The 22,393-nt window shown below is 47.3% G+C and carries 15 protein-coding genes; 8 read left to right on the forward strand and 7 right to left on the reverse strand.

The window, feature by feature from the left end; genetic code table 11:
• Positions 1–16 precede the first annotated feature (16 nt).
• Complete coding sequence (locus tag HGO26_RS19645) at positions 17–1,012, reverse strand: response regulator (RefSeq protein WP_028759518.1); 996 nt, start codon at positions 1,010–1,012, stop codon at positions 17–19.
• Between the two features lie 562 nt (positions 1,013–1,574).
• Here HGO26_RS19645 and HGO26_RS19650 point away from each other — a divergent pair.
• Positions 1,575–2,381: a crotonase/enoyl-CoA hydratase family protein gene (locus tag HGO26_RS19650; protein WP_131523955.1), complete on the forward strand. Its 807-nt coding sequence runs from the start codon at positions 1,575–1,577 to the stop codon at positions 2,379–2,381.
• 35 nt (positions 2,382–2,416) lie between these two features.
• On the opposite strand, the gene HGO26_RS19655 is transcribed toward HGO26_RS19650, so the two are convergent.
• Positions 2,417–3,319, reverse strand: coding sequence for a DUF3530 family protein (locus HGO26_RS19655; RefSeq protein ID WP_168827355.1), 903 nt, complete (start codon positions 3,317–3,319; stop codon positions 2,417–2,419).
• Positions 3,320–3,542: 223 nt separating this feature from the next.
• Positions 3,543–6,449, reverse strand: coding sequence for an RNA polymerase-associated protein RapA (gene rapA, locus HGO26_RS19660; protein ID WP_168827357.1), 2,907 nt, complete (start codon positions 6,447–6,449; stop codon positions 3,543–3,545).
• A gap of 406 nt (positions 6,450–6,855) precedes the next feature.
• Between rapA and HGO26_RS19665 the strand changes: the two genes are divergently transcribed.
• The 3 genes from HGO26_RS19665 to HGO26_RS19675 all read left to right on the forward strand — a co-directional run bounded on the left by HGO26_RS19665 (position 6,856) and on the right by HGO26_RS19675 (position 14,729).
• A complete protein-coding gene (locus tag HGO26_RS19665) occupies positions 6,856–8,250 on the forward strand; it encodes a PhoH family protein (protein WP_105250289.1) in 1,395 nt (464 codons plus the stop codon).
• A gap of 215 nt (positions 8,251–8,465) precedes the next feature.
• On the forward strand, positions 8,466–12,182 hold the full coding sequence (locus HGO26_RS19670) for a response regulator (protein ID WP_168827359.1): 3,717 nt from the start codon (positions 8,466–8,468) through the stop codon (positions 12,180–12,182).
• Positions 12,183–12,320: 138 nt separating this feature from the next.
• Positions 12,321–14,729 carry a zinc-dependent metalloprotease gene (locus tag HGO26_RS19675; RefSeq protein WP_168827362.1) on the forward strand — a complete coding sequence of 803 codons (2,409 nt, stop codon included), beginning with the start codon at positions 12,321–12,323 and terminating at the stop codon, positions 14,727–14,729.
• A 20-nt stretch (positions 14,730–14,749) separates the two neighbouring features.
• Here HGO26_RS19675 and HGO26_RS19680 read toward each other — a convergent pair whose 3' ends face one another.
• Positions 14,750–16,558: a protein kinase domain-containing protein gene (locus tag HGO26_RS19680; RefSeq protein WP_105250286.1), complete on the reverse strand. Its 1,809-nt coding sequence runs from the start codon at positions 16,556–16,558 to the stop codon at positions 14,750–14,752.
• Between the two features lie 249 nt (positions 16,559–16,807).
• Here HGO26_RS19680 and HGO26_RS19685 point away from each other — a divergent pair, with 249 nt between their 5' ends.
• Entirely contained in the window at positions 16,808–17,149 is a 342-nt protein-coding gene (locus HGO26_RS19685; protein WP_105250285.1) for a hypothetical protein, read from the forward strand.
• A gap of 102 nt (positions 17,150–17,251) precedes the next feature.
• Positions 17,252–17,908 (forward strand): thiopurine S-methyltransferase, encoded by a 657-nt coding sequence (locus HGO26_RS19690; protein WP_168827364.1) that lies wholly within the window; start codon positions 17,252–17,254, stop codon positions 17,906–17,908.
• Between the two features lie 254 nt (positions 17,909–18,162).
• On the opposite strand, the gene HGO26_RS19695 is transcribed toward HGO26_RS19690, so the two are convergent.
• Positions 18,163–18,354 carry a bacterioferritin-associated ferredoxin gene (locus HGO26_RS19695; RefSeq protein ID WP_076498521.1) on the reverse strand — a complete coding sequence of 64 codons (192 nt, stop codon included), beginning with the start codon at positions 18,352–18,354 and terminating at the stop codon, positions 18,163–18,165.
• A 262-nt stretch (positions 18,355–18,616) separates the two neighbouring features.
• On the opposite strand from HGO26_RS19695, the gene HGO26_RS19700 reads away from it, so the two are divergent.
• The gene (locus HGO26_RS19700; RefSeq protein ID WP_168827366.1) at positions 18,617–20,191 is read left to right on the forward strand and encodes a methyl-accepting chemotaxis protein; all 1,575 of its coding nucleotides are present in this window, start codon (positions 18,617–18,619) and stop codon (positions 20,189–20,191) included.
• Positions 20,192–20,276: 85 nt separating this feature from the next.
• On the opposite strand, the gene HGO26_RS19705 is transcribed toward HGO26_RS19700, so the two are convergent.
• Complete coding sequence (locus tag HGO26_RS19705; protein WP_168827368.1) at positions 20,277–21,212, reverse strand: D-2-hydroxyacid dehydrogenase; 936 nt, start codon at positions 21,210–21,212, stop codon at positions 20,277–20,279.
• Positions 21,213–21,304: 92 nt separating this feature from the next.
• On the opposite strand from HGO26_RS19705, the gene HGO26_RS19710 reads away from it, so the two are divergent.
• On the forward strand, positions 21,305–21,640 hold the full coding sequence (locus tag HGO26_RS19710; RefSeq protein ID WP_113939153.1) for a DUF3392 domain-containing protein: 336 nt from the start codon (positions 21,305–21,307) through the stop codon (positions 21,638–21,640).
• Positions 21,641–21,660: 20 nt separating this feature from the next.
• On the opposite strand, the gene HGO26_RS19715 is transcribed toward HGO26_RS19710, so the two are convergent.
• Positions 21,661–22,383 carry a glycerophosphodiester phosphodiesterase gene (locus HGO26_RS19715; RefSeq protein WP_168827369.1) on the reverse strand — a complete coding sequence of 241 codons (723 nt, stop codon included), beginning with the start codon at positions 22,381–22,383 and terminating at the stop codon, positions 21,661–21,663.
• Positions 22,384–22,393: the final 10 nt, after the last annotated feature.

Here is a 22,393-nt window from a genome sequence, read left to right on the forward strand (position 1 = left end):
GATAAAATCCAACTGGTTAATCGAGTAAATAGCCGAGTTTATAGCTAAGTGTGGGGATAGAATCCTCGGTGAAGAGCAGTAGCAAATCGCATTGAATATTATGATCTTCAATCCGATAGTTGATCTCCATTGCCAAAGTTCGGTGCCATTTCTCTGAATTATCATGGATCAGATCGTTAACCGTGCAGTGCCGTCCCAACACGACAGGGTGAGCCTGACTAAATTTCATATCGAGCTGTTCAGAAATGCCGTTAAGGAAAGCGCCTATCAGCACGTTTCCAGTATCGATCAGGACTTCTATCTCAGTATTTTTGTCTTCTGGATTAGCTAATCCCATCAGTTTGGCCATGTCTTTAAAGCTGGAATCATGGAACAAGAGCAGAGCTTCTCCCGCAATACCCGCCCCGATAAAACCTTGGCAGAGCGCGGATACCGTTGAGCTTTCTTCCGTGGCTTTGAGCGCCATGGTTAACTCACTGACTTCAAGCACGTTCACATTAGGGATAGGTAGTAACACGAATACATCGAGTAACTTAGCTAACAGATCGGCGGCGCGTCCCATGGCAACGTTGGCTATTTCTTGGCAAGCGTCGCGCATGTCGACTTTGATCATCGGGACTTCGTCGGTGAGATCTTTCTGCGTCAGCGTTAAGATGCCGTAATCTTGCAAAATGTTGCTGATGGCATCAGCGCTCACCGGTTTTTGAATAAAATCTAACGCACCCAAGGCTTTGACTCGCTCGTGAGCTTTGATTTGAATATCGCCGGATACCACAATAATCAGCGCGGGTAAGTCCTGTTGCTGTACGGTTTGCAGTACTTCATAACCGTCCATTACAGGCATGTTGAGATCGAGAAACACCACTTCGCCTTTTCCAGCGCGGATGGCATCAAGGCCTTCGGCACCATTGGTCGCATAAGTTATTTCCACATCCCACTCTTTGGGAAGTGTGCGGGCCATTTGCTTACGTGCCATGGCGGAATCGTCACAGATGAGTACAGATATTGACATGCTGACTAGTGATCCTTATTTGCCCATTTATTGAAGATAACACTTATTTTTTAGGTCTGACTGACGAATTGCGTTCTTCGGGCAAGTCTGATTAATATCTTTTATATGTAACTTATAGATATCATTGATAAATTTATATTTTCTGATGGCATTAAAATTTGAATCATTGTTGAATCAAATCATGCTGAATCTTAAATCGAACTGGCTAATGTTGAGTAAATAACAAGGATATAGTGACTAAAAAAGGACTATAGAATCCATATATTGCTGCCCAATCATCCTTCGCTGCAGGTAGCATTGCGATACTGGTGTCGATTATTAGCAGTTAAATAGCTAGCTGTTAAATACGCTTAATTATTGAGCTTGCTAAGGCTATCTAATCGAAAAATACATTAGGATTACTGCACGTAGTGATGACAGCCTAACATAAGTTGCCTTCAATCCATGATGGAATTGGCAATATTTTGACTTAAGTCAAAAAACAGGCTCATGTTATATCTTTTAGTGAATTACGCCAAACGTGTTAACATTTATTCTGGACTGACCAGTAACGGAATATTTCATGAGTGGCCAAAGTGTACAAGTTAAAATCGATGATGGCATCGCCTACGTGTTGCTTAATCGTCCTGAAAAAATGAATGCTATTAACTATTTAATGTTTAGTGAGCTTGACTGCGCGATTAAAAGTATTAAATCCAATCGTGCGGTGCGAGCCGTGATCCTCTCGGGAGCGGGTGGGCATTTTAGCTCTGGGCTCGATGTTAAAAGTGTGATGTCGGCACCGATGCAGGCAGTTAAGTTACTGTTTAAGGGTTTACCGGGGAATGCGAATTTGGCACAGCGGGTGTCACTAGGTTGGCAAACCTTGCCTGTGCCAGTGATTGCCGTGCTTGAGGGCTGTTGCTATGGCGGCGGTATGCAGATCGCTTTAGGCGCAGATGTGCGTATTGCTAGCCACGACAGTAAGTTATCTATCATGGAAGCGAAATGGGGACTCGTGCCAGATATGGCGGGTTTAGTCGCATTAAGGCAAATTATGCCTAAGGATCAAGCTATGCTGCTGAGCCTGACGGCAAAAGTGCTTGAGAGTCATGAAGCGCTGGCCTTAGGACTCGTGACACAAGTGAGTGAGACGCCCATGGAAGCCGCTGAGCAATTGGCGCGGCAACTGATGCAAACCTCACCGGATGCGGCAGCGGCCATCAAACTTAGCATTAATCGCAGTTGGACTGCTTCTATCCGTAGTCTGCTGTGCCGCGAGTCTATTAGTCAGATTCGGTTATTATTAGGCAAAAATAGCAAGATAGCGGCGACGCGTCAGCTGAAAGATCCGCAGAAACCCTATCGGGATCGCCAATCGGGTTGGTAATGCTCTTTTGTCTGAATTAGCTTGAATCGCCGTTTTTACTGCGCGCCGCTCATTCGGGCAGAAAAGCCTTTAATCGCATTTAAGCAATTCTGCCATGCGCTCTCGTTATCTAAATTGAGCGCTAGGGTCGTTTGGCGATAGTTAGGGCTTTCTAAGGTCACCGCGAGTTTTTTGCGATTGTCGGCCGTCTCCAATGAGGCCGGGTGACCGTCTGGCGATTGAATATCTAAAATGGGCAGCGTGAGTTTTGCCAGTTGCTCTGCGAGTGCTTGGTTGAGCTTTTCGTCCTCACGATAGGGATTGATGACAATCAGCACATCAGGATCGGCAATCTTCTTCTGGCTTAATAGGCTAATCAATAATCCTGCACTTTGGTCTGCGGTGATCAAAATACGTTTTCCCGCATAATCTGCACCGACGGCATCTAACTGCGACATGCTTTTGACTAGAAAATCTTCCTGCTCTTGCAGATGCTTGCTGTTATCTTCGGGCTTGATTTTAGGGCTTGGTTTGTTGGACGGTGAGCTTAATTGCGCGGCGCCAGGCGAGGTCACTTCAGTGGCGGCGGTGGCAAAGTTAGCTGCGGGCATTTCAGTTGGCGGAGTTAAACTTAAGCTGGCCCAACCAGCAGGATTGATATTGCGGCGTACAAATGCCATCAATCCAGGCGCGTCTGCGGTGCCATTGGTGGCGGGCAGGATTATCGCCGCCCCAAGTTTCTTTTTACCTTCCCATGGTCGCACTAACAAATCGTAGGGCTGATTATCAATCGTGATTTGTTTAATTTCATTTGAGGGTAGATAGCTGTGATTCGACTTTTTGGCACTGATTTCGGCTGGCGCAGATGTTGGTGGAGTTGTTGTAGTGTCTGCCGCGTAGGTAGCGATGGTTGTGATGCCGAGAATGAGGCAAAAGAGTAGTGAAAGAATGCGCGGCATAGAATTGATAACCACCTGTGTAGTCTCATAAATTCATCAGTGTTTGAGTATAACCTGAACAATTACCAAAAAGTGAATTTTCCTCGCCAAAGAATTGCACCTGTCATTTAGTATAAAAAGCCACTTGTAATAAGAGGCAACTTGGAATCGAAAGCTACAGGGCATAAAAAAGCCCAACGCTGAGGCTGGGCTAATTGATTGAAACCTGCTGTTCCGCTTGGGTTTATACGTGGCTAACGAGCACCATACGGATCGCATCGAGTTGTAACTGGCTTGCATCCAGATAAGTGTTTAACTCTTGCATCTGATTGCGCAGGTATTCCAATTCTTCCTCACGGATATTGGGGTTCACAGCCTTAAGTGACTCTAAACGATCAAGCTCTGCGCTCAGTTGCTGAGTCATTTTCTCTCTGGCTTGGGCGACCATTTCATCGACAACCACTTGAGCATATTCTTCACCCTTAGCAAATAACGGATGCAGAATTGGCTGAGATGCCGTGACTAACTTGCCGCCAATGTGACGATTCACCGCGCTTAATTGCTTATCGAAACTGGCGTAATCCACTTTAGCCGATAGATCGTTACCGTTTTTATCCAGTAACACGCGGATCGGTGTGGGCGGTAAATAACGGTACAACTGGCTCGACTTAGGTGCTGAAGCATCGGCCATGTAGATGAGTTCTAAGAATAAGGTACCTGCTGGTAGGGCTTTATTCTTTAGAATTGCGACGCTGGTGGTGCCAGTTTCAGAACCTGTGATCAGATCTAGCCCCGTTTGCACCAGCGGATGTTCTTGGGTGATCAGCGCAATATCATCGCGTGATAATGCTGTGTCACGATCAAAGGTCACTGTTACGCCATCTTCTGGCAAGCCAGGATAAGTTGGGAACATCATGTGCTCACTCGGGCGTAGAATAATCGAGTTTTCACCCTTATCTTCTTGATCAACACCGATAATATCCCACAGACGGATCACTGAGCCGATTAAATGAGTATCACCGTCATTTTGGGCAAGGCGGTTGACGATTGCCAGTGCCTTCTCGCCGCCGTGTGAGTTGATTTCCAGCAGCTTGTCGCGGCCTTGTTCCATCGCGTGCTTGAGTTCTTTATAACGGCTCTGGGTGTGATTGAGCAGGTTTGTCAGCTCGTCGCTGTCGTCACCCACAAGCACGTTTAGCAGATCTTCGGCAAATTCACTGTAAAGCACATGACCACTGGGGCAAGTGAGTTCAAAGGCATTTAGCCCTTGGTGATACCACTGCATCAAACGTTCTTGGGCGGTATCTTCAAGGTATGGCAAGTGAATTTGGATATCGTTTTTCTGGCCGATACGGTCTAAACGACCGATTCGCTGTTCCAATAGATCGGGGTTTAGTGGCAGATCGAACAGCACTAAGTGGCTGGCAAACTGGAAGTTACGACCTTCAGAACCAATTTCAGAACAGATCAGCGCCTGTGCGCCGCCTTCCTCTTGGGCAAAGTAAGCGCCGGCTTTATCGCGCTCGATAATCGACATGCCTTCGTGGAATACTGTTGCTTGAATCCCTTCGCGGGTACGCAGGGCTTCTTCTAGGCTAAGGGCGGTTTCCGCTTGGCTGGCGATGATCAGCACTTTTTTGCTGCGGTGTGATTTTAAGAACTCGATTAACCAATCCACACGGGGATCGAACTTCCACCAACTGGCGCTGTTATCTTCAAATTCTTGATACAGTTTTTCAGGACTCAGGGCTTGCGCCGCTTTCGCCTCTAATGACTTGTGTCCGCCCATCATGCCGCTGACGCGTGCGGCTGTTTGATATTGATCTGGCATGGCGTGTGGGTAAGCGTTAAAGAAACGCTTTGGAAAGCCTTTTACCGAGGCGCGGCTGTTTCGGTATAACACGCGGCCAGTACCGTGACGGTCAAGTAATTCTTGCAGTAATTCGCTACGGGCGGCCTGTTGTATTCCGGCATCAATACCGTCGGCTTGGATTAAACGAATACTTGGGCTGATGTCTTTCTCGCCCAGTAATTCGGTCAAGCTGTTGATGGCGGCATCGGGTAATTTAGCGTTGCCAGCCAAGGCTTCGGCGGCAATGGCGACGTCTTTATAACTGTCTTCTTCAGCTAAGAAAGCATCGTAATCGTAGAAACGATCAGGATCGAGCAGACGCAAACGGGCGAAGTGACTCTCATGGCCGAGTTGATCGGGCGTTGCGGTTAACAGCAAAACGCCTGGGATGACTTCGCTTAATGCTTCAACCACTTGATAGGCGCGGCTTGGCGCTTCTTCGGTCCATTCTAAGTGGTGCGCTTCGTCAACGACTAACAGATCCCAATCGGCATCTAGGGCTTGATCAAGACGTTTTTTCTTACGCAGTAATTCGAGTGAACAAATCACTAACTGTTCTGTGTAGAAAGGATTGTCGTGATCGGCATAGGCTTCTACACAACGGTCTTCATCGAATACCGAAAAGCGCAGATTAAAGCGGCGCAGCATTTCCACTAACCACTGATGGCGCAGAGTATCGGGCACGATAATCAGGATGCGTTCGGCGCGACCAGTCAGCAGTTGTTGGTGAATAATCAGACCTGCTTCAATGGTTTTACCTAAACCCACTTCATCGGCTAACAGTACACGCGGTGCATAGCGACGGCCGACTTCATGGGCAATCCACATTTGATGCGGAATAAGTCCAACACGTGGACCTTGCAAACCAAGCAAATCCGATGAGGCCAGTTTGTGGCGCAACATTTGGCATTGATAACGCACACCAAAACGGTCGAGGCGATCGATTTGGCCGGCGAATAAACGGTCTTGGGGTTTGTTGAAACGAATATTGTGGTTCAGCAGGGTTTCACGCAGTGTAGCTTGCTCGCCTGTCTCACTGTGAATGCCGTGATAGATCACTATCCCGTCTTTCTCGGTCAATTCACTGACCGCAAGGCTCCAGCCTTCATGGCTTTCAACCGAATCGCCGGGATTGTATATAACGCGTGTCAGAGGGGCTTCTGCTCGGGAGAACATACGGTTCTCACCCGTGGCAGGGAATAATACAGTGACCATACGGCCTTCTACTTGAACCACAGTTCCTAAACCAAGCTCTGACTCGGTATCACTTATCCAACGTTGACCTAAGGCGAACGGCATCTTAAATTCTCATTTCTAGGCGGACTCTAACAAAGGGCGCGTATGTTATACCAATACTCGTGATATTTAAATCGCCCTCTCACCCGTTAGAGCCTAATTCCCAGAGTGCTAGATTACAAATTGTACAAGTGACAAAATTGTCGAGCCAGTACATGAAATTGTCACGCTAATGTCACATCCGCGGTTATACACTGCCTCGAGTCTGTAAGGTAAACAATGGTTGCTGTATTGTTATCTCGTGAGTTTGGTGCCAATATCAACTTAAGGTTTAAGTGCGAGTAAAGTGCTATCAACTTGAACCTTATGATCATTCTTTGCCATAAGCTTTGCCAGTAATAGGAGTTGGGTAACTTTTATTGAGACTCAAAAGTTTGTTTAAACTTTAATGAAGCACTCTGGAGGCGCCATGGAACAAGACGACAGAAAGTTGTTTGTACTGGATACCAATGTGTTACTACATGAACCTTTGGCGATCTATTCGTTTAAAGAGCACGATGTGGTCATTCCGATGACAGTGCTAGAAGAGTTGGACCAGATTAAAGATCGAAAGAGTGATGTTAGTCGTGATGCTCGGGTTGCTATCAGGGCATTGGAAGATACTCTAGGCGGTGAAACTACCCCTGAGCAGATTATCAATGGCGTCCCTTTACCCAGTCGAGAGGGTCATGCTGATGCTGTCGGTTCGCTCTCAATTTTCCCTGATCACCTTGTCGATTTTACCTTAGGCGCACTGCCTGGAGATGGAAACGACAATCGCATTATCAATACCGCGCTACATCTACAAAACCTACATCATCCCCGTACCGTTGTCTTAGTCACCAAAGATATCAATATGCGCCTTAAAGCCAAAGGTGCGGGTATTCAATTGGTTGAAGATTATCGAACTGATCAGTTGATTGATGATATCCGCTTCCTCAGTAAAGGCTTTTACCAGTTTGAAGGTAATTTTTGGGAGCACTTGAACAAGGTCTCCACCGAGCGCCACGGTAGACATACAGTGCATGAAGTACCGCTCAAAGACCTCGAAAATGATAATTTCTATATCAACCAATATCTTATCGACACAGAGTCTGATTTTTGCGGTCGTGTTATCGAGCGCACAGATACCCATTTACATATTTTAGATTTAGGCCGTGAGCGGGTGAAAAACCTCGAGGCATGGGGTGTTAAACCTAAAAACGTCTATCAAGGCATGGCATTGCAGGCGCTGCTCGATCCCGATATCGATCTGGTGATCTTAACTGGCCCAGCGGGTTGCGGTAAAACCTTGCTCGCCATGGCGGCGGCGTTGGAACTGGTGGTCGAGCGTAATCGCTACGACAAAGTGATTGTCACCCGTAACACCCCAGAAATTGCCGAATCTATCGGCTTCTTGCCCGGCACGGAAGAGGAGAAGATGATGCCGTGGCTGGCTGCGATTACCGACACGCTCGAAGTGCTGCATAAGAATGATGTGAATCCTACGGGCAGCATGAATTACATCATGGAGAAGGCTAACATTCAGTTTAAGTCGATAAACTTTATGCGCGGGCGTTCGATCCAAAACTCTATAGTGCTATTAGATGAATGCCAAAACCTCACGGCCTCGCAGATCAAAACTATGATCACCCGTATGGGCGAAGGCACAAAACTGATTTGTTGCGGTAACTTAGCGCAAATCGACTCTAACTACTTAACTGCTGTTACCTCAGGTTTAACCTATATTGTCGAACGTTTTAAAGACTTTGAAGGCAGTGCCAACGTGTATCTGAATGGCGTGGTGCGTTCACGCTTAGCGGAATACGCTGAAGAGCATCTGTAAAGCAGGTCAGTTTAATTTAGGGTAATGACTAAGGCCTCAGATATGGAGGCCTTAATTTTATGGAGTAGTAGATTTTTAATCGACTTATCAGTGGTATGAGTAGGCTTTATCTGACAATTATTTTATGTGATTGGCAGTTCCTTCCTGCTACTATATGGAGCTCATAGTTTTTGCCGCCGTAGGCTGAAATTAAGCGCTGCAATCAAGGGTAGTGGATGAAATCGAGTGAGCCGGATCTCCAACTAAAATCGCCGATCCAGAAGAACTACAACCGTGCCGTTTTTTATACGTACATCGGCGTTATCGTCATGTCTTTGTTGACCGCATGGATGTTTTTCGACCGCCAAAAAGCACAGCAGATGGAACAGCGTGAAGAGCAGGTTCAGCGCCATGTATTACAAATCGATTTGCTACTTGAGTCGAGCATTAGAGCGGTAAAAAGCTTACGCAACGTTGCTGTGGATCATTTACGTTTGGGCGAACTCGTGCGTAAAGAACGCTTACCCCAATACGGTAAATTCAACGAAAGCGGCCAGTATTTTACCTTAGAACCTAGCTACGCCCAGAGCGGTGAGCCTTTTACCAACATGGGGAGGATTACTGGCGCGGGTTCCCTCGACGGCCGCGACGACAAGTTCTATCAAGAACTTGAGATGTTGTTTGAGCTGTCACTGTCCTTCCCCGTCGCCAAAGAAGCCGCCCCGAAAGCCTCGGCGATTTATTACCTGTCGAAACGTAGGATCATGTCCTACTTCCCTTGGTCGAATGACGATCAACGTTTTAGGGACGAATTACTCAACAAGAAACAGTTCCAATACGCCACCCCAGCAATGAATCCGCAGCGCAGTGTATTTTGGAGTGAAGCCTATGTTGACTCCACGGGCAAAGGTTTATTGACCACTTTAGGTGTGCCCATTTATTTGGATGATGAGTTCATTGGCTCAATCAACTTAGACATGACGCTTGCCTCGTTAGCGCGGCAAATTCGGGTTTACTTTAAGATGCCGGGCACAGTGATTTTGCTCGACCAACAGAACAATATTTTATCCCACAGCGATTTTGATAGCTCAGATATCAATCGGGTTTATCACATCAGCCAACGTATTCCCTCTGAGCTGCATTCTTTACCCGAGTCGGAATTGTTCGATGCCCACGACGGCATCATTCGTAACGGCTATTACATCCACTCGGTTGCCCTGCATAACGCGCCTTGGCGTTTACTGTATTTGCAGGATGAAGACGACCTATTCCAAGACTCGTGGGAAAAACTGCAGCTGACGTTTATTTTAGTGGTTATCGCCCTGTCGGTGTTGGTGACCATAGTGCATTGGCAGACGCGTCGATCTTTTGTGAGTCCAGCCTCGCGACTACTGTCGCACCTTGAAGGTTGCTCCCAAGAGCCACGTAAGCCACCGGAGAAAATCACCCGCGGCTGGGAACCTTGGTTCTTGCTAGTGAGTCGGATTTTTGAGGAAAACAAACAATATACCCACCATCTGGCTGAGCAGAATAAGCGGCTCGATAAGCTAGTGGCGCGGCGTACTGAACGCTTAAAAGACACCACAGAGCGGCGTGAGCGCGAATATGCGCTGCTGCGATCTTTGCTTGACTCGATTCCCGAAGCCATTGTCTTTAAAGACAAAGAAGGCAACTATTTAGGTTGTAACAAGGCGGCTGAGCGCATGCTAGGTTACACAGAGAGCGAGATGATAGGTTTATCATCTGAGGATCTGACCTCGCCAGAAATGGGCATCCGTATCCGCGCCGAAGACGAACAAGTCCTAAAAGATCGCACTCCGCTGCGCTACCAAGAAAAGGTTGAGCTTGCGGGTAAACCTGTGCTGCTCGATACCCTTAAACTGCCTTTCTATAATCGCCGCGGCGAACTGCAGGGCCTGATTGCCGTGTGGCGTGATGTGACGCGGGAATACGAATCTGCCGAACAATTACGCCTGTCCGAAGAGCGTTATCACTTAGCTATGGATGCGGTGGAAGATGGCCTGTGGGACTGGTATTTAGACTCTGAACAGATCATTTGTAACCCAGCCTATTATTCTATGTTGGGTTATAAAACCAATGAATTCCCAGCTTTAGTATCGACAATTGATGAATTATCCCACCCCGACGATCGTATTCGCGTCGAGGAATACCGTGCTCAGTATCTTGCTGATCCCGTCGGTGCTTTCGAAATTGAATTCCGTATGTTAGGTAAAAATGGCGGCTATCACTGGGTGTTATCCCGTGGTCGTGTGGTGGAGTTCACCGCCGAAGGTCAGCCCAAACGTATGCTTGGTACCCATAAGGATATTACCCGCCATAAGAGTAACGAAGTGGCGTTGCTGGAAGCCAAGCAAGACGCCGAACTCGCTAACCTCTACAAGAGTGAATTCTTGGCCAACATGAGCCATGAGATCCGCACGCCGATGAACGCCATTATCGGTATGTTGCAGTTGGCACAGCGTACTTCGTTAACGGCGCAGCAGAAAGATTACCTCGAAAAAGCCGGTTTCTCGGCACAATCGCTGCTGAGGATCATCAACGATATTCTCGACTTCTCTAAAATTGAGGCGGGTAAGTTGGAGCTTGAGCGGGTGCCGTTCCCGCTGGATAAAGTGCTCGATCACGCTCTGGATCTCAATGCGCTTAAGGCACAGGAACAGGGCGTTGAGTTACTCTTGTATGCCCCTGTGACGGCGGGACTCATTCTTAAGGGCGATCCGCTACGCTTAGGCCAAGTGCTGATTAACCTGTTATCGAATGCGGTGAAATTTACCCAATCTGGCGAGATTGAGCTCGGCTGTGAAGATGTCGGCGAGCGGGATCATCGGATTACCTTGAAGTTCTGGGTGCGCGATACGGGGATCGGCATAGGTAAAGATCAACAGGATAAGTTGTTTGATGCCTTCGCCCAAGCCGACGGTTCGACCACTCGTAAATACGGTGGCACTGGCTTAGGTTTGTCGATCAGTAAGCATCTGGTGTCTATGATGGGCGGCAAGATGCAAGTGCAGAGTGAGCTTGGGGTCGGTAGTACTTTTAGCTTCACCATCAGTTTTGAAATTGCCGAAGCCGCTAAGATTGAGCCTTTGGTCGTGCCGGAAAAACTTAATAGTCTACGCACCTTAGTCGTTGACGATAACCCGACGGCACTGCAAATTTATTCGACCTTGATGCGAGATTTCCACTTCGACGTTGATACTGCCGCCAGCGGCGCCGAAGCGCTTTACAAACTGTCGCGGGCACCAATCGATCTGTTATTGCTCGACTGGATGATGCCAGAAATGGACGGTAGCGATGTGGTCAGTGCCATAGATACTATGGTCGCCGAAGGCCGCTTAGCGAAACGGCCTGTGATTATCATGATGACGGCCTATGCGGCAGAGCCATTGCAGCATGAAGTCGATAGTGCCAATGTGTTTGCCGTACTGCAAAAACCCTTCAAGGCATCGAGTCTGTTCGATGAGATCATTGCCGCCTTTGCCGATGAACCGAGATTGAATGTGGTTCAGCCTATGGTTGAAGTTCAAGTTGAGGAAGGAGAGCACACAGGTCTAGTGTTGCTGGTGGAGGATAACTTTATCAACCAGCAAGTGGCCACCGAACTCCTTAAGAGCGCTGGCTACGAAGTGGTGCTGGCCGACAATGGTCAAGTGGCGCTGGATACTATCGACTCGCGGCCGTTTGATGCTGTGTTGATGGATATTCAAATGCCAGTGATGGACGGGTTAACGGCCGCAAGGGCATTGCGTGAGCGTTTTAGTGCCGATGAACTGCCTATCATTGCCATGACAGCCCATGCAATGTCGGGCGACAGGGAAAAGAGTTTAGCGGCGGGGATGAATGCCCACATCACTAAACCCATAGTGCTCAACGAATTATTTGAAACATTAAATCACTGGATCAAACACAAGAACCAGCATCAGAATCATTAATTTATTTGCTCGGGGCCAGTGATGGCCTCGCATTATTTACTTTAAATCAATCGCTTGAGATAAGCAGTCATCAAAGATGCTTATGACATAAATGACTTAATAAGGTAAATAACGCAGCCAGCCGAATCAGGAGGAAAGATGAAACCCCAAAGTGTAGCCTTAACCTTATTTATAGCGCTGTTAGGATTTCCCACCGTTACGGTCGCGGCAGCCGCGCCTAGCGCCAAGATCATTAAGCAGGGTCAAGAGGCTAAAGGGTTTCTTAATCTCTATTACGAGGAGTCTGAGGGAGAGTTATATCTTGAGGTCAATCGTTTAAATCAACCTTTTATCTTAGTCACTAGCCTGCCACAGGGCGTAGGATCAAACGACATTGGTCTCGATCGTGGCCAACTGGGTCAGACCCGTATGGTGCAGTTTGAGCGCCAAGGTCCCTATGTTTTACTCAAGCAACTCAATACTCAATATCGTGCGAATACCTCTGATGCCGCCGAGCAAAGAGCGGTTGAAGAAGCCTTTGCCGATTCTGTGTTATGGCAAGGCAAAGTGATTGAGGGCAAGCCTGATTTGGTAGCGATCAACGATCTGGTGCTCAATGATTTACACGGCGTGTCTTCCGTATTGCAACAAACAGAGCAGGGTAATTATCAGCTCGATTTGAGCCGTTCTGTCATCTTACCCAAAGGGATTAAATCCTTTGAAAAAAACGCCGATGTGGATGTGCAACTGACGTTCAAAGGCGATGTTGCTGGTGCGCAGGTCGCACAGGTAACACCCGATGGCACCTTAATGTCGGTGCGGATGCGTTATTCTTTTGTTGAGCTTCCCGATACCGATTATCAGCCGCGGGCTTATCATCCTATGAGTGGTTATTTGTCCGATGAGTATCGCGATTATGCCATGCCCTTTAACCAACCTTTAGTGCAGCGTTTTATCCTACGCCACCGTTTACAGAAAGTGCATCCAGGCCCAGCGCCAAGCGAAGTCGTTAAACCTATTAGTTATTATCTCGATCCTGGCGTGCCAGAACCGATACGGTCGGCCTTGCTCGATGGCGCGCGCTGGTGGGAGACGGCTTTTACTCGCGCCGGATTTATCAACGGCTTTAAAGTTGAGCTATTACCGGCAGATGCCGATCCGCAGGATATTCGCTACAACATGATCCAATGGGTGCACAGGGCGACGCGGGGTTGGTCCTATGGCGCTGCGCTGACCGATCCTCGCACCGGTGAAATCATTAAGGGTCAAGTCACGCTCGGCAGTTTGCGTGTGCGTCAGGATTACTTGATTGCTAAAGGTTTAACCGCAGGCTGGCAGGATAGAGTGGCGGCCGAGAAAGCGGCGACAGCCTTGTCGCTGGCGCGTATTCGCCAACTGGCTGCCCATGAAGTCGGCCATACCTTAGGGCTAGATCATAACTTTGCCGCTTCGACCAATCAGGATGCCTCTGTGATGGATTATCCCCATCCGAAAATCCAGCTAAAGGGCAATGATATTGATATTTCAGCACCTTACACTACAGGTGTTGGTCCTTGGGATGATTTTGCTATCGCCTATGGCTATAGCGATCAAGGTGATGCTCGCACCCAACAAGCGCTGCAAGTCGACTTACTGGCCGATGTAGCCAAACGTGGCTTACGTTATATCGGTGAGGCCGATTCCCGCCAAAAGGATGCGAGTCAGGCCTATGCCAGTTTGTGGGATAGTGGTGACGATCCGATCGATCAGCTGGGTAAGTTAAATAAAATTCGCACTAAGGCGATTGCGGATTTCTCCAGTGCGGCCTTGTTACCCAATGAGCCACTGGGCGAGCTAGCCGATGCCTTTGCGCCAATTTATTTGCTGACGCGTTATCAAATCGATGCGGTCGCTAAGTTTATTGGCGGCACTGACTATAACTATCAATCTATTGGTGAAGGCAGCCGCTGGAGCTATATTGCGCCGCAGTTGCAGTTAACGGGCTTAGACGCGCTACTTAACACACTTGATGCGGCGAGTTTAACTGTGCCGCAAACCTTGCTCGACAGTATAGTGCCAAAGGCGGGGAATTATCATGTTACGCGGGAATCCTTCGATTCAGGTCTAGGTGCAATTAACGACCCTCTCGGTATGGCTGAAGTGTTTAGCCGTCATACCGTGAGCTTGCTATTGATGCCTAAACGCTTGAATCGTGTCAGCCAAGCATCCATGGCCGATAGCGAGCAGTTATCGGTGACGACATTATTGGATAAGTTATTTGCGGCGACCTTGTATCAAGAGGACAAGCTTGGGCTGGTCGAAGGCGTATGGATGCGAGTTAACGCTGTGGTGATTGATGAAGTGCTGGCGACGCTGCACGATCCTCAAACCTCACCAGAAGTGAGGGCAGCGATCAACGATCGCGCTCAGTTCGTGATTAAGCAATTGAAAGCGAAGTCGAATCGAGCGAATGTGAGTCTTGCGGCGCACTATACTTGGTTGCAACAGGGTTTTACTGCGGGTTTGACCGATGCTAAGGTTAAGCTTATTCCTAAGCCGTTAACCTTACCGCCGGGATCGCCGATTTAACCCGATGAACATAGGCGCCATTAGGCGCCTATTTCTTTTGGATTTTTCGGATAAAAGTGATCGGCTTTACGCTCTAGATGAGTAAAGCGGCGGGTGTTTTTGTAGGGCAGTTTCATAAAGCCCGATACGCCGTGACCTTGTATTTTTCCGACATGGTGCAAGATGCGATCGAGGCTCGCGCGAAACGCCGCTTGCTTACGCGGATTGAGCAGCTTCAAGTAACTGTGAATTTTTAAGTGATTCGGCAGCGCCTCAAAAATGATGCAGCCTGTGTGGTGAATTTGGTTGATGCGGGCTAGTTCTTCCATGATTTCATGGGGTAATTCGAGGTTTTCATCGGGATCTTTACCGTCTTCAAAATAAGAGTGCAATCGTGACTTATCTTCTAAGGTGGGTACGTCACCGACTTCGAAGGGCAATTGCAGTGCGGCACTGGCGACAAAAGGCTCGCTGGTGTCAGCTCGTTCGATATGCAGTGTGTCTTTGGCGTTAAAGAAACAGGCCTTAAACACCCCTATACGTTTAATTCCCCGCGCGAGATCCACCATATTGTTGACTGCAATGATTAACGCACTTTTTTGCTTTGCATCGTAAATTGCAAGATTGGAGTCGATAAACACGCCGGTTTCCTGCCAATGAATAGCCAGACCACCCACGATCGGATATTGCGCTAAACGACCCACTGCGGCGATAAAGCCTTTTTCGGTATCGCCCATGCCCGCGAGGAAGTTGCGGTAATATTTTTCGAGCTGAATATCATCCATCTTAGCGATGGGATCTTGGGCGTTGTGTTCTTTTAAAAAGGATTTGCGCGAACTGTAGCTGACGGTTTCAACATCTTTGTCGCGGGATTGTACCCAAACAGGAATTTCACCCTGTAAATCAGCTTTGGGCAGTTCAGGTAAATGTAATCTGTGGCTGTGGCGCATACTTTTTAAAAAGTAATCGCCGGCAATGTTGCGCTGCTGCGGATCAGTGCTGAGCATGCCTTCTAAGGTACGGGCTAATTCTATCGGTAAGCCAATGCTGGTGGGCGAGATCACCTGTGCACCGAAGCGGCTTGCTTGCCCAGAGGCTAGGGCATACAGAGTCGCGGCAACTCCTTGCTCGTCAAAGCGCGGGCTGGAGAGTGCTCCATTGAGTTGCTCTTCGCCGATAAAGTACACATCACCCATGCGGGCGTTGGTATGTTGTTGATCGCTCGACATTAACGCCATCACATTGTCTTCGACGGGTTTGTTATGTTCATCCCGCTGCGCAAATACCGCTGAGCCCCAATCGATTAACGATAAGTGTTGTTGTTCAATATCGTAAACCAGATTCGAAGGTTTGATATCGCCGTGCACTAAAGGCTTGCCTGTGCGCAGGTAATACAAGATATCGGCGAGTTGGCGGGCGATGCTCATGACCATAGCGGTCGGTAGGGCGCCCATGCGGCGGCAAAGTTGGTCGAGATCTTCCCCTTTTGCCCGTTCCATCACGAGTATTCCCTGCTTACCTACTCGCTCAAATTTGATTGCCCCCGGCACATTAGGGTGCTTGAGTAAGGAGAGCATAAAGGCTTCTTCTTCGAGCCGATCTTGAATGTGTTGTGGCAGATTAATCCGTGAAAACTTAAACACATGGGCATCGCCCGCTTGATTGATACCCGCAAACACGAAACCGTAGGCGCCTTTACCGACCAATTCGATATCGGTATAACCTAATTTACTCAGCTGTTGTTTACAGAGGCGGATCCACGCCTTGTGTTTACGGGCATCATTGGCTTTGAGCAAGTAAATGGATTGCTCTTCAGAAATATAAAAATGCTGCAGCTGCGGTGTTTGCAAATTGTGCTCCTTGTTTTGTTCATTTAACCAGTAAGCGGGGGAGATAATCAAATAGCGGGTGGCTTTATTTTAGTATTTTGAATGGCATTGATGATCAGCGTCAGGCGCGGCTTACCTATACGATCATTTCGTCACTGACTTTGACTTACATCAAATTAAATCCTCGCGACTATAGGTAATCTTTGGGGCATTAGATGGAATCAATTTTTGTTAATTAACCCACAGACAAAGTGCAGCTAAGGAGGGCGTATGCCCACCCAATATAAAGCCTTGTTGATTGAACTTTTGGAATATCCGCGTAAGCGTATTTTACAGTCAATGGAAGTGACCCATTGCCCGCATGCGGTATTTTTTAATGATAGAGACGAGCAATGTTTAACGTGTCATCAGGGCATGGAATGTATCTGGATGAACCAGAATGACGAGCTGGTGGCCGTGAACGAAAAATCGATTGCCGAGTTAAAACAGCAGTTGTTGATCGCCGTGGACTTTATCGACTCATCTTTAAGCCCACATCATTTATCACGCCGTCAATGCCAATGCGATAACTGTGTTTGGCTGCGTAAAGTGCAAGCCACTTTAGATCAGTAAGTTAGTCTTTACATTGCTGAGTTTGCCGAATGGCAGGAGGTTTTGCATCCACTTTAAAATGTCATTAGAGTAAGGACAACATTAGCGAATAGAGATAAACCCATGGAACCCGGTTTTTGGCATGAAAAGTGGCAGCAGCAACAGATAGGTTTTCATCAGCAAGATATCAATCCTTTCCTCGTTAAGTATTGGCAGCAGCTTGCATTACCCGCAGACACCAAGGTTTTTGTGCCCTTATGTGGTAAGTCGCTAGACATGTGTTTCCTTGCAGAACAGGGGCATCAGGTCATAGGTTGTGAGTTAAATGAATTGGCCGTACAGCAATTTTTTAGCGATAACCAACTCGAGATGACGCAAATGGCCGTGGGTGAACACCAGCATTATCAAACTGAACAGATCAGCTTGTATCAGGGGGATATTTTTACCCTACCTAAGACTATCACCCAAGCGGTGACGGCTTTTTACGATCGCGCGGCTTTGATCGCATGGCCAGAAAGTATGCGTGCACAATATGCCAAGCAGTTAGCGAGCTTATTACCTAGCGGCAGTGTCGGTTTATTAGTGACTTTAGATTATCCGCAAGAATCCCTTATCGGCCCACCTTTTGCTGTATCCCCTACTTGGGTAGAGCAGCATCTGAGTGAGGATTTTGATATTGAAGTATTAGCGTCGCAAGATGTGTTGGCCGACAATCCACGTTTTATTAAGAAAGCCGTGCCTTGGCTTAATGAAGCGGCCTATTTGTTGAAACGTAAGTAGGCTTGACTCGGAAGTTGGATCTGTAACCCCATTGAATTATTCGCGGCTTTCGAGCTTGGAGTTCAGTGGGGCTTGTCATTAAAACATCATATCTAAAGATTAGGCTGGCAAAATTATTTAAGACGAAATGACAGATAGAAGACTTTGTTGCCGCTGGATTTTGGGATTAAGTTTGCTTGAGTCAGCGTGTATTTAGCTTGTCGGAAGTTTGTTGGTGAGTGACTTACCCTTTACCACGCTATTCGCGATGAACTCTATGCGACTTCGTAATAATTAGGCTCAAGCTCTAGTTGATTTTGAATGATCTGCACTGCCATTCTGGCGCATTTACCACATTGATCGGCAACACCTAAGCGCTTTTTTACGTCAGCAAGCGAGCTATCGCCCTGGCTTACTGCGTTTTTAATTTGCGTATCAGTGATCGCATGGCAAAGACAAACGTACATATATTAGTCTCCAATCGAATTGCGCTAATTCTAAATGAAAACGCTTATCAAATGCAATCATGTTTTTTTGGGTGATTTTCATACTTTAACGCTTTTGTTACATGGCGCACGTTTTATCGTCTATGCTAGGTGTGTTTTAGCACTAAAAAGCTAGGCAGTTTTAGAAGTAGGTTTAGGAATACAGAGTCAGGGTGATGATGCCTCACGGATGGATAACTCATGGATGAATAACGAAGAATTAATCAAAGATCCATAAGGTTTCATGAGAACTAATCTACCAGTTACACAGCGAGAATATGATTATCCAGCGGATTGGATTTTATTGTCGACTACGGATACTCAAAGTCATATCACTTACGCCAATCAATCTTTCTGTACCGTTGCCGGTTACGACCTCGATGCCATGCTAGGCAAGCCTCACAACATGGTGCGTCATCCAGATATGCCTCCGCAAGCGTTTGAAGATCTGTGGCGATGTATCAAAAAAGGCGAGCCTTGGAAAGGGATAGTGAAAAATCGCTGCGCCAATGGCGATCACTATTGGGTTGATGCCTATGTCTCACCCATTTCAGTTAATGGCAAAGTCGTCGAGTTTCAATCTGTACGCACTAAACCCACCCGCGAGCAGGTTAAGCGTGCAGAAATAGCCTATGCGGAGTTGAACAAAAAGGGCAGCGTCAGTGCGTTAAAACGTACCTTGGATATGCCAGTTAAATTGCTGTTACTCGCATTGGTTGCCATGCTACCTATGCTTTACCTTGCTCTGCAAATTGGCTTAATGGGCTTTATTGCCCTAGCGATAAGTGTCCTAGTATTGCTGGTGGGCGGTAATCTGGTGCTGAGTCGCTATTACGCGATAGTGGCTAAGGCGAAGCATATCTACGATAATCCGCTGATGGCCCACATCTATAGTGGTAACTGTGACGATCTTGGCGCGATTGATTTAGCACTGCAAATGCAGAATTCAGAGCTTAAGTCGATTCTTGGGCGTGCATCGGATTCCTGTTATAACGTGTCAGAACAGGCCAAAATATCTGCCGCCAAGGGCAAACAAATCCAGAGTACCAGTCAGGCTCAACTGTCTGAAATAGATCAAGTTGCTACAGCGATGCAGGAAATGACCGCCACATTAGGCGATATGTCCTCCAATTGTGCCGATGCGGCGAGTGCCACGCAAATGGCATCCGCTGAAACTATCAATGGTGATAAAACGGTGTCGAGTACTATTCGCTCGATTCAAGCTATGGCGGAGCAACTGCAACAAACGTCAAAAGTGATTACTGAGTTAGAAGCCCACAGTAAAGATATTGGCACTGTGCTCGATGTGATTCAGAGTATTGCGGGGCAGACGAATTTGCTGGCATTGAATGCAGCAATTGAAGCGGCTCGGGCGGGTGAGCAAGGTCGTGGCTTCGCTGTCGTTGCTGACGAAGTACGGGCGCTGGCACAACGTACTCACGATGCCACCAAAGAAATCCACAGTATGATTAATCTGTTGCAGCAGGGGACGAATAAAGCTGTTATCAGTATGCAGCAAGGAGTGGTTGCCGCTTCTGAATGTATTTCAACGGCGGATTTAGCAGGTACGGCATTACGTACGATTCGTGAGGCCATTTCGACCATTACCGATATGACGCACCATATTGCCAGCGCGGTTGAAGAGCAATCGAGTGTGGCAAATGAGATGAATCGCAGCGTGGTGAATGTGTCGCAATTTACCCATTCTAGTCATCAACTCGGCAGTGAAATGGTCGGCTTGAATGACGAAGTGACCCGCGAGATGGATTCTCACTCGGTATTGGTCGATCAATTCTTAAAGCGCAGTTTTAGGGTTTAACTGCCTAAAATTTAAGATAAAAAGGCAATAGTCTGATTATTGCCTTTTCTTTTACTGATTTCTAACTCAATTTCTTATCTCTGATCTAATAACCTTTACTAAAGTCGACTCGATTCTGCAGTGGTTTACCCATGATGTAGCGGCGATAGTTTTGGCTAAAGATATCGACGATTTGTGCAGGATGGCTTGGCGCCGAAATATGCGGCGTGATCACGGCATTTTCCCGTTCCCAAATAGGGTGGCTATTGGGCAAAGGTTCCTGAGCAAATACATCGAGGATCGCTTGCTGACTAGGATTAGCGATCAGCTGGGTATTTAGCACATCGAGATCGAGTACATCACCGCGGCCGACGTTAAACAGCACTGCATCAGTTTTTAACATAGCTAACATGTCAGCATTGAGAAGATTATGCGTTGCAGGAGTGCTTGGCAGTAGATTTGCAACCACATCGGCCTGTGTTAACACTTGGCCTAAATTGGCCATCGCTTCAATGGCATCAAAACCTTCAACGGTATTACCACTTCGATTGATCCCTGTGACATGCATGCCAAAGTGTTTTGCCGTTTTCGCTAAATGCTGGGCAATTGAGCCTGTACCGAGTAAGAGTAATCGCATTCCCTGTAGGCTTGAATGGCGCTGCTGGGGTTGAATCAGCCACTGTTTTTGTCCTTGTTGCTGGCGATAAAAACGATGGCCGCGGATATGCGCGAGTAAATAGCCAAATAGATACTCACTCATCAGCGGGCCGAAAATGCCTTTAATATTGGTAAGTTGATAGTCTTTTCTGCCCCTTGGACTCATCAGGGCATCTATGCCAGCAAAGCTTGATTGTAACCATTGCAGATTTTTAGCATGGGGTAATAGGGGCGCGGCGAGTTTAGGTTCGGCTAACCAAATATCTGCATCAATTATGCTCGCTGGATTATCATCGAGTAACGTTAAATCTGGGAGACTCTGCGCCTCAATCAAGTCGCGGTACTGTTGATTTGCCTTTGTTAGCAAGAGTAACTTGTGCCCCATGGCGTCTCCCTTTATGCTTGGTTATTGTTATTTTTCAATACGCTGTCGCGGCCACGCTGATGGATTGCGCTGCATCTTTTTAGGTTAAGTCTATGTTTGATCAATTAGTCGCCATTATTGCCCAGTTAGGTAATATGCTTCGCCCTTGGGCCTTCGATATTGCTACCGCTATGGTGGTGTGTCTTATTTTGGTTTTTTCAGCGGATGTAAATCGTATCTTAAGGCGTCATTTGTTGGGGCATTCTTTTGTGCTGCGAACATTTGTTTTTATTATTGTGAATGCCTTTGGCTATGGACTATTGATCGTGAAAGCCACGCCTTGGGTGGCAAGACACATAGTGGCTATGCCATCCCATTGGATGTTTCTGTTAATTGTGGCCATGTTTATTTTTATCGGTTATTGGGCTCAGCGAAATAGCCAAGCTTAATAGCGTTATTATTTTTGCCGTTACTCAAAGTAGCCAGAGTAATCGGCCATTGCCTTTTGAGTTAAGGCTTGCATGGCGCGATCGGGGTAATTGCTGAACACGCCATCGACGCCTATCTGCTTAAGCGCATGAATATCATCAATATGATCGACAGTATAAACATAAACCTTGGCACCTCGGTTATGGGCGTCATCTACTAGCGCTTGGCTGATAAAACTCACATCTAAATGCAATGAATAGGCATTCAGTTCGCTTACCACGCCAGCCCCATCGAGTGGAATACTGGCAAGCAATGGTGCGACTAACACATCCGGCAACGCCTGTTTAAGTTCATGCAGATAGGGGTGATTAAAAGAAGATATCAGTAACTGCTCCTTCGTAAATCCAAGCTGACTCATAGCCTTTGGGTATAAGTCGATTAACGGCGTGACGGTATTAATGCCTTTTAACTCTATATTGACTATGCAGCGCCCCGCAATCAGCTCAAGTACTTGCCATAGCGTCGGAATGGATTCACCTTTCACATTGATGCTTGCTAGATAGTCCTTGCTCACTAAGTGAATGACGCCCGTGCCCGAGCTTTTATTATCGAGTCGTCTGTCGTGAAACACGACTAACTCACCTTCGACATTATGTACATCGAGTTCGACGGCTTGTGCACCCAATTCTAACGCTTTAGCCATGGCGGCTAAGGTATTTTCGGCCTGATAACCGCTGGCGCCGCGGTGAGCAAAAATAAGCATGGTCTGCGAT

Origin of the sequence: Shewanella oncorhynchi, from assembly GCF_012584455.1 — a bacterium.
In the GTDB taxonomy this organism is placed as follows: domain Bacteria; phylum Pseudomonadota; class Gammaproteobacteria; order Enterobacterales; family Shewanellaceae; genus Shewanella; species Shewanella oncorhynchi.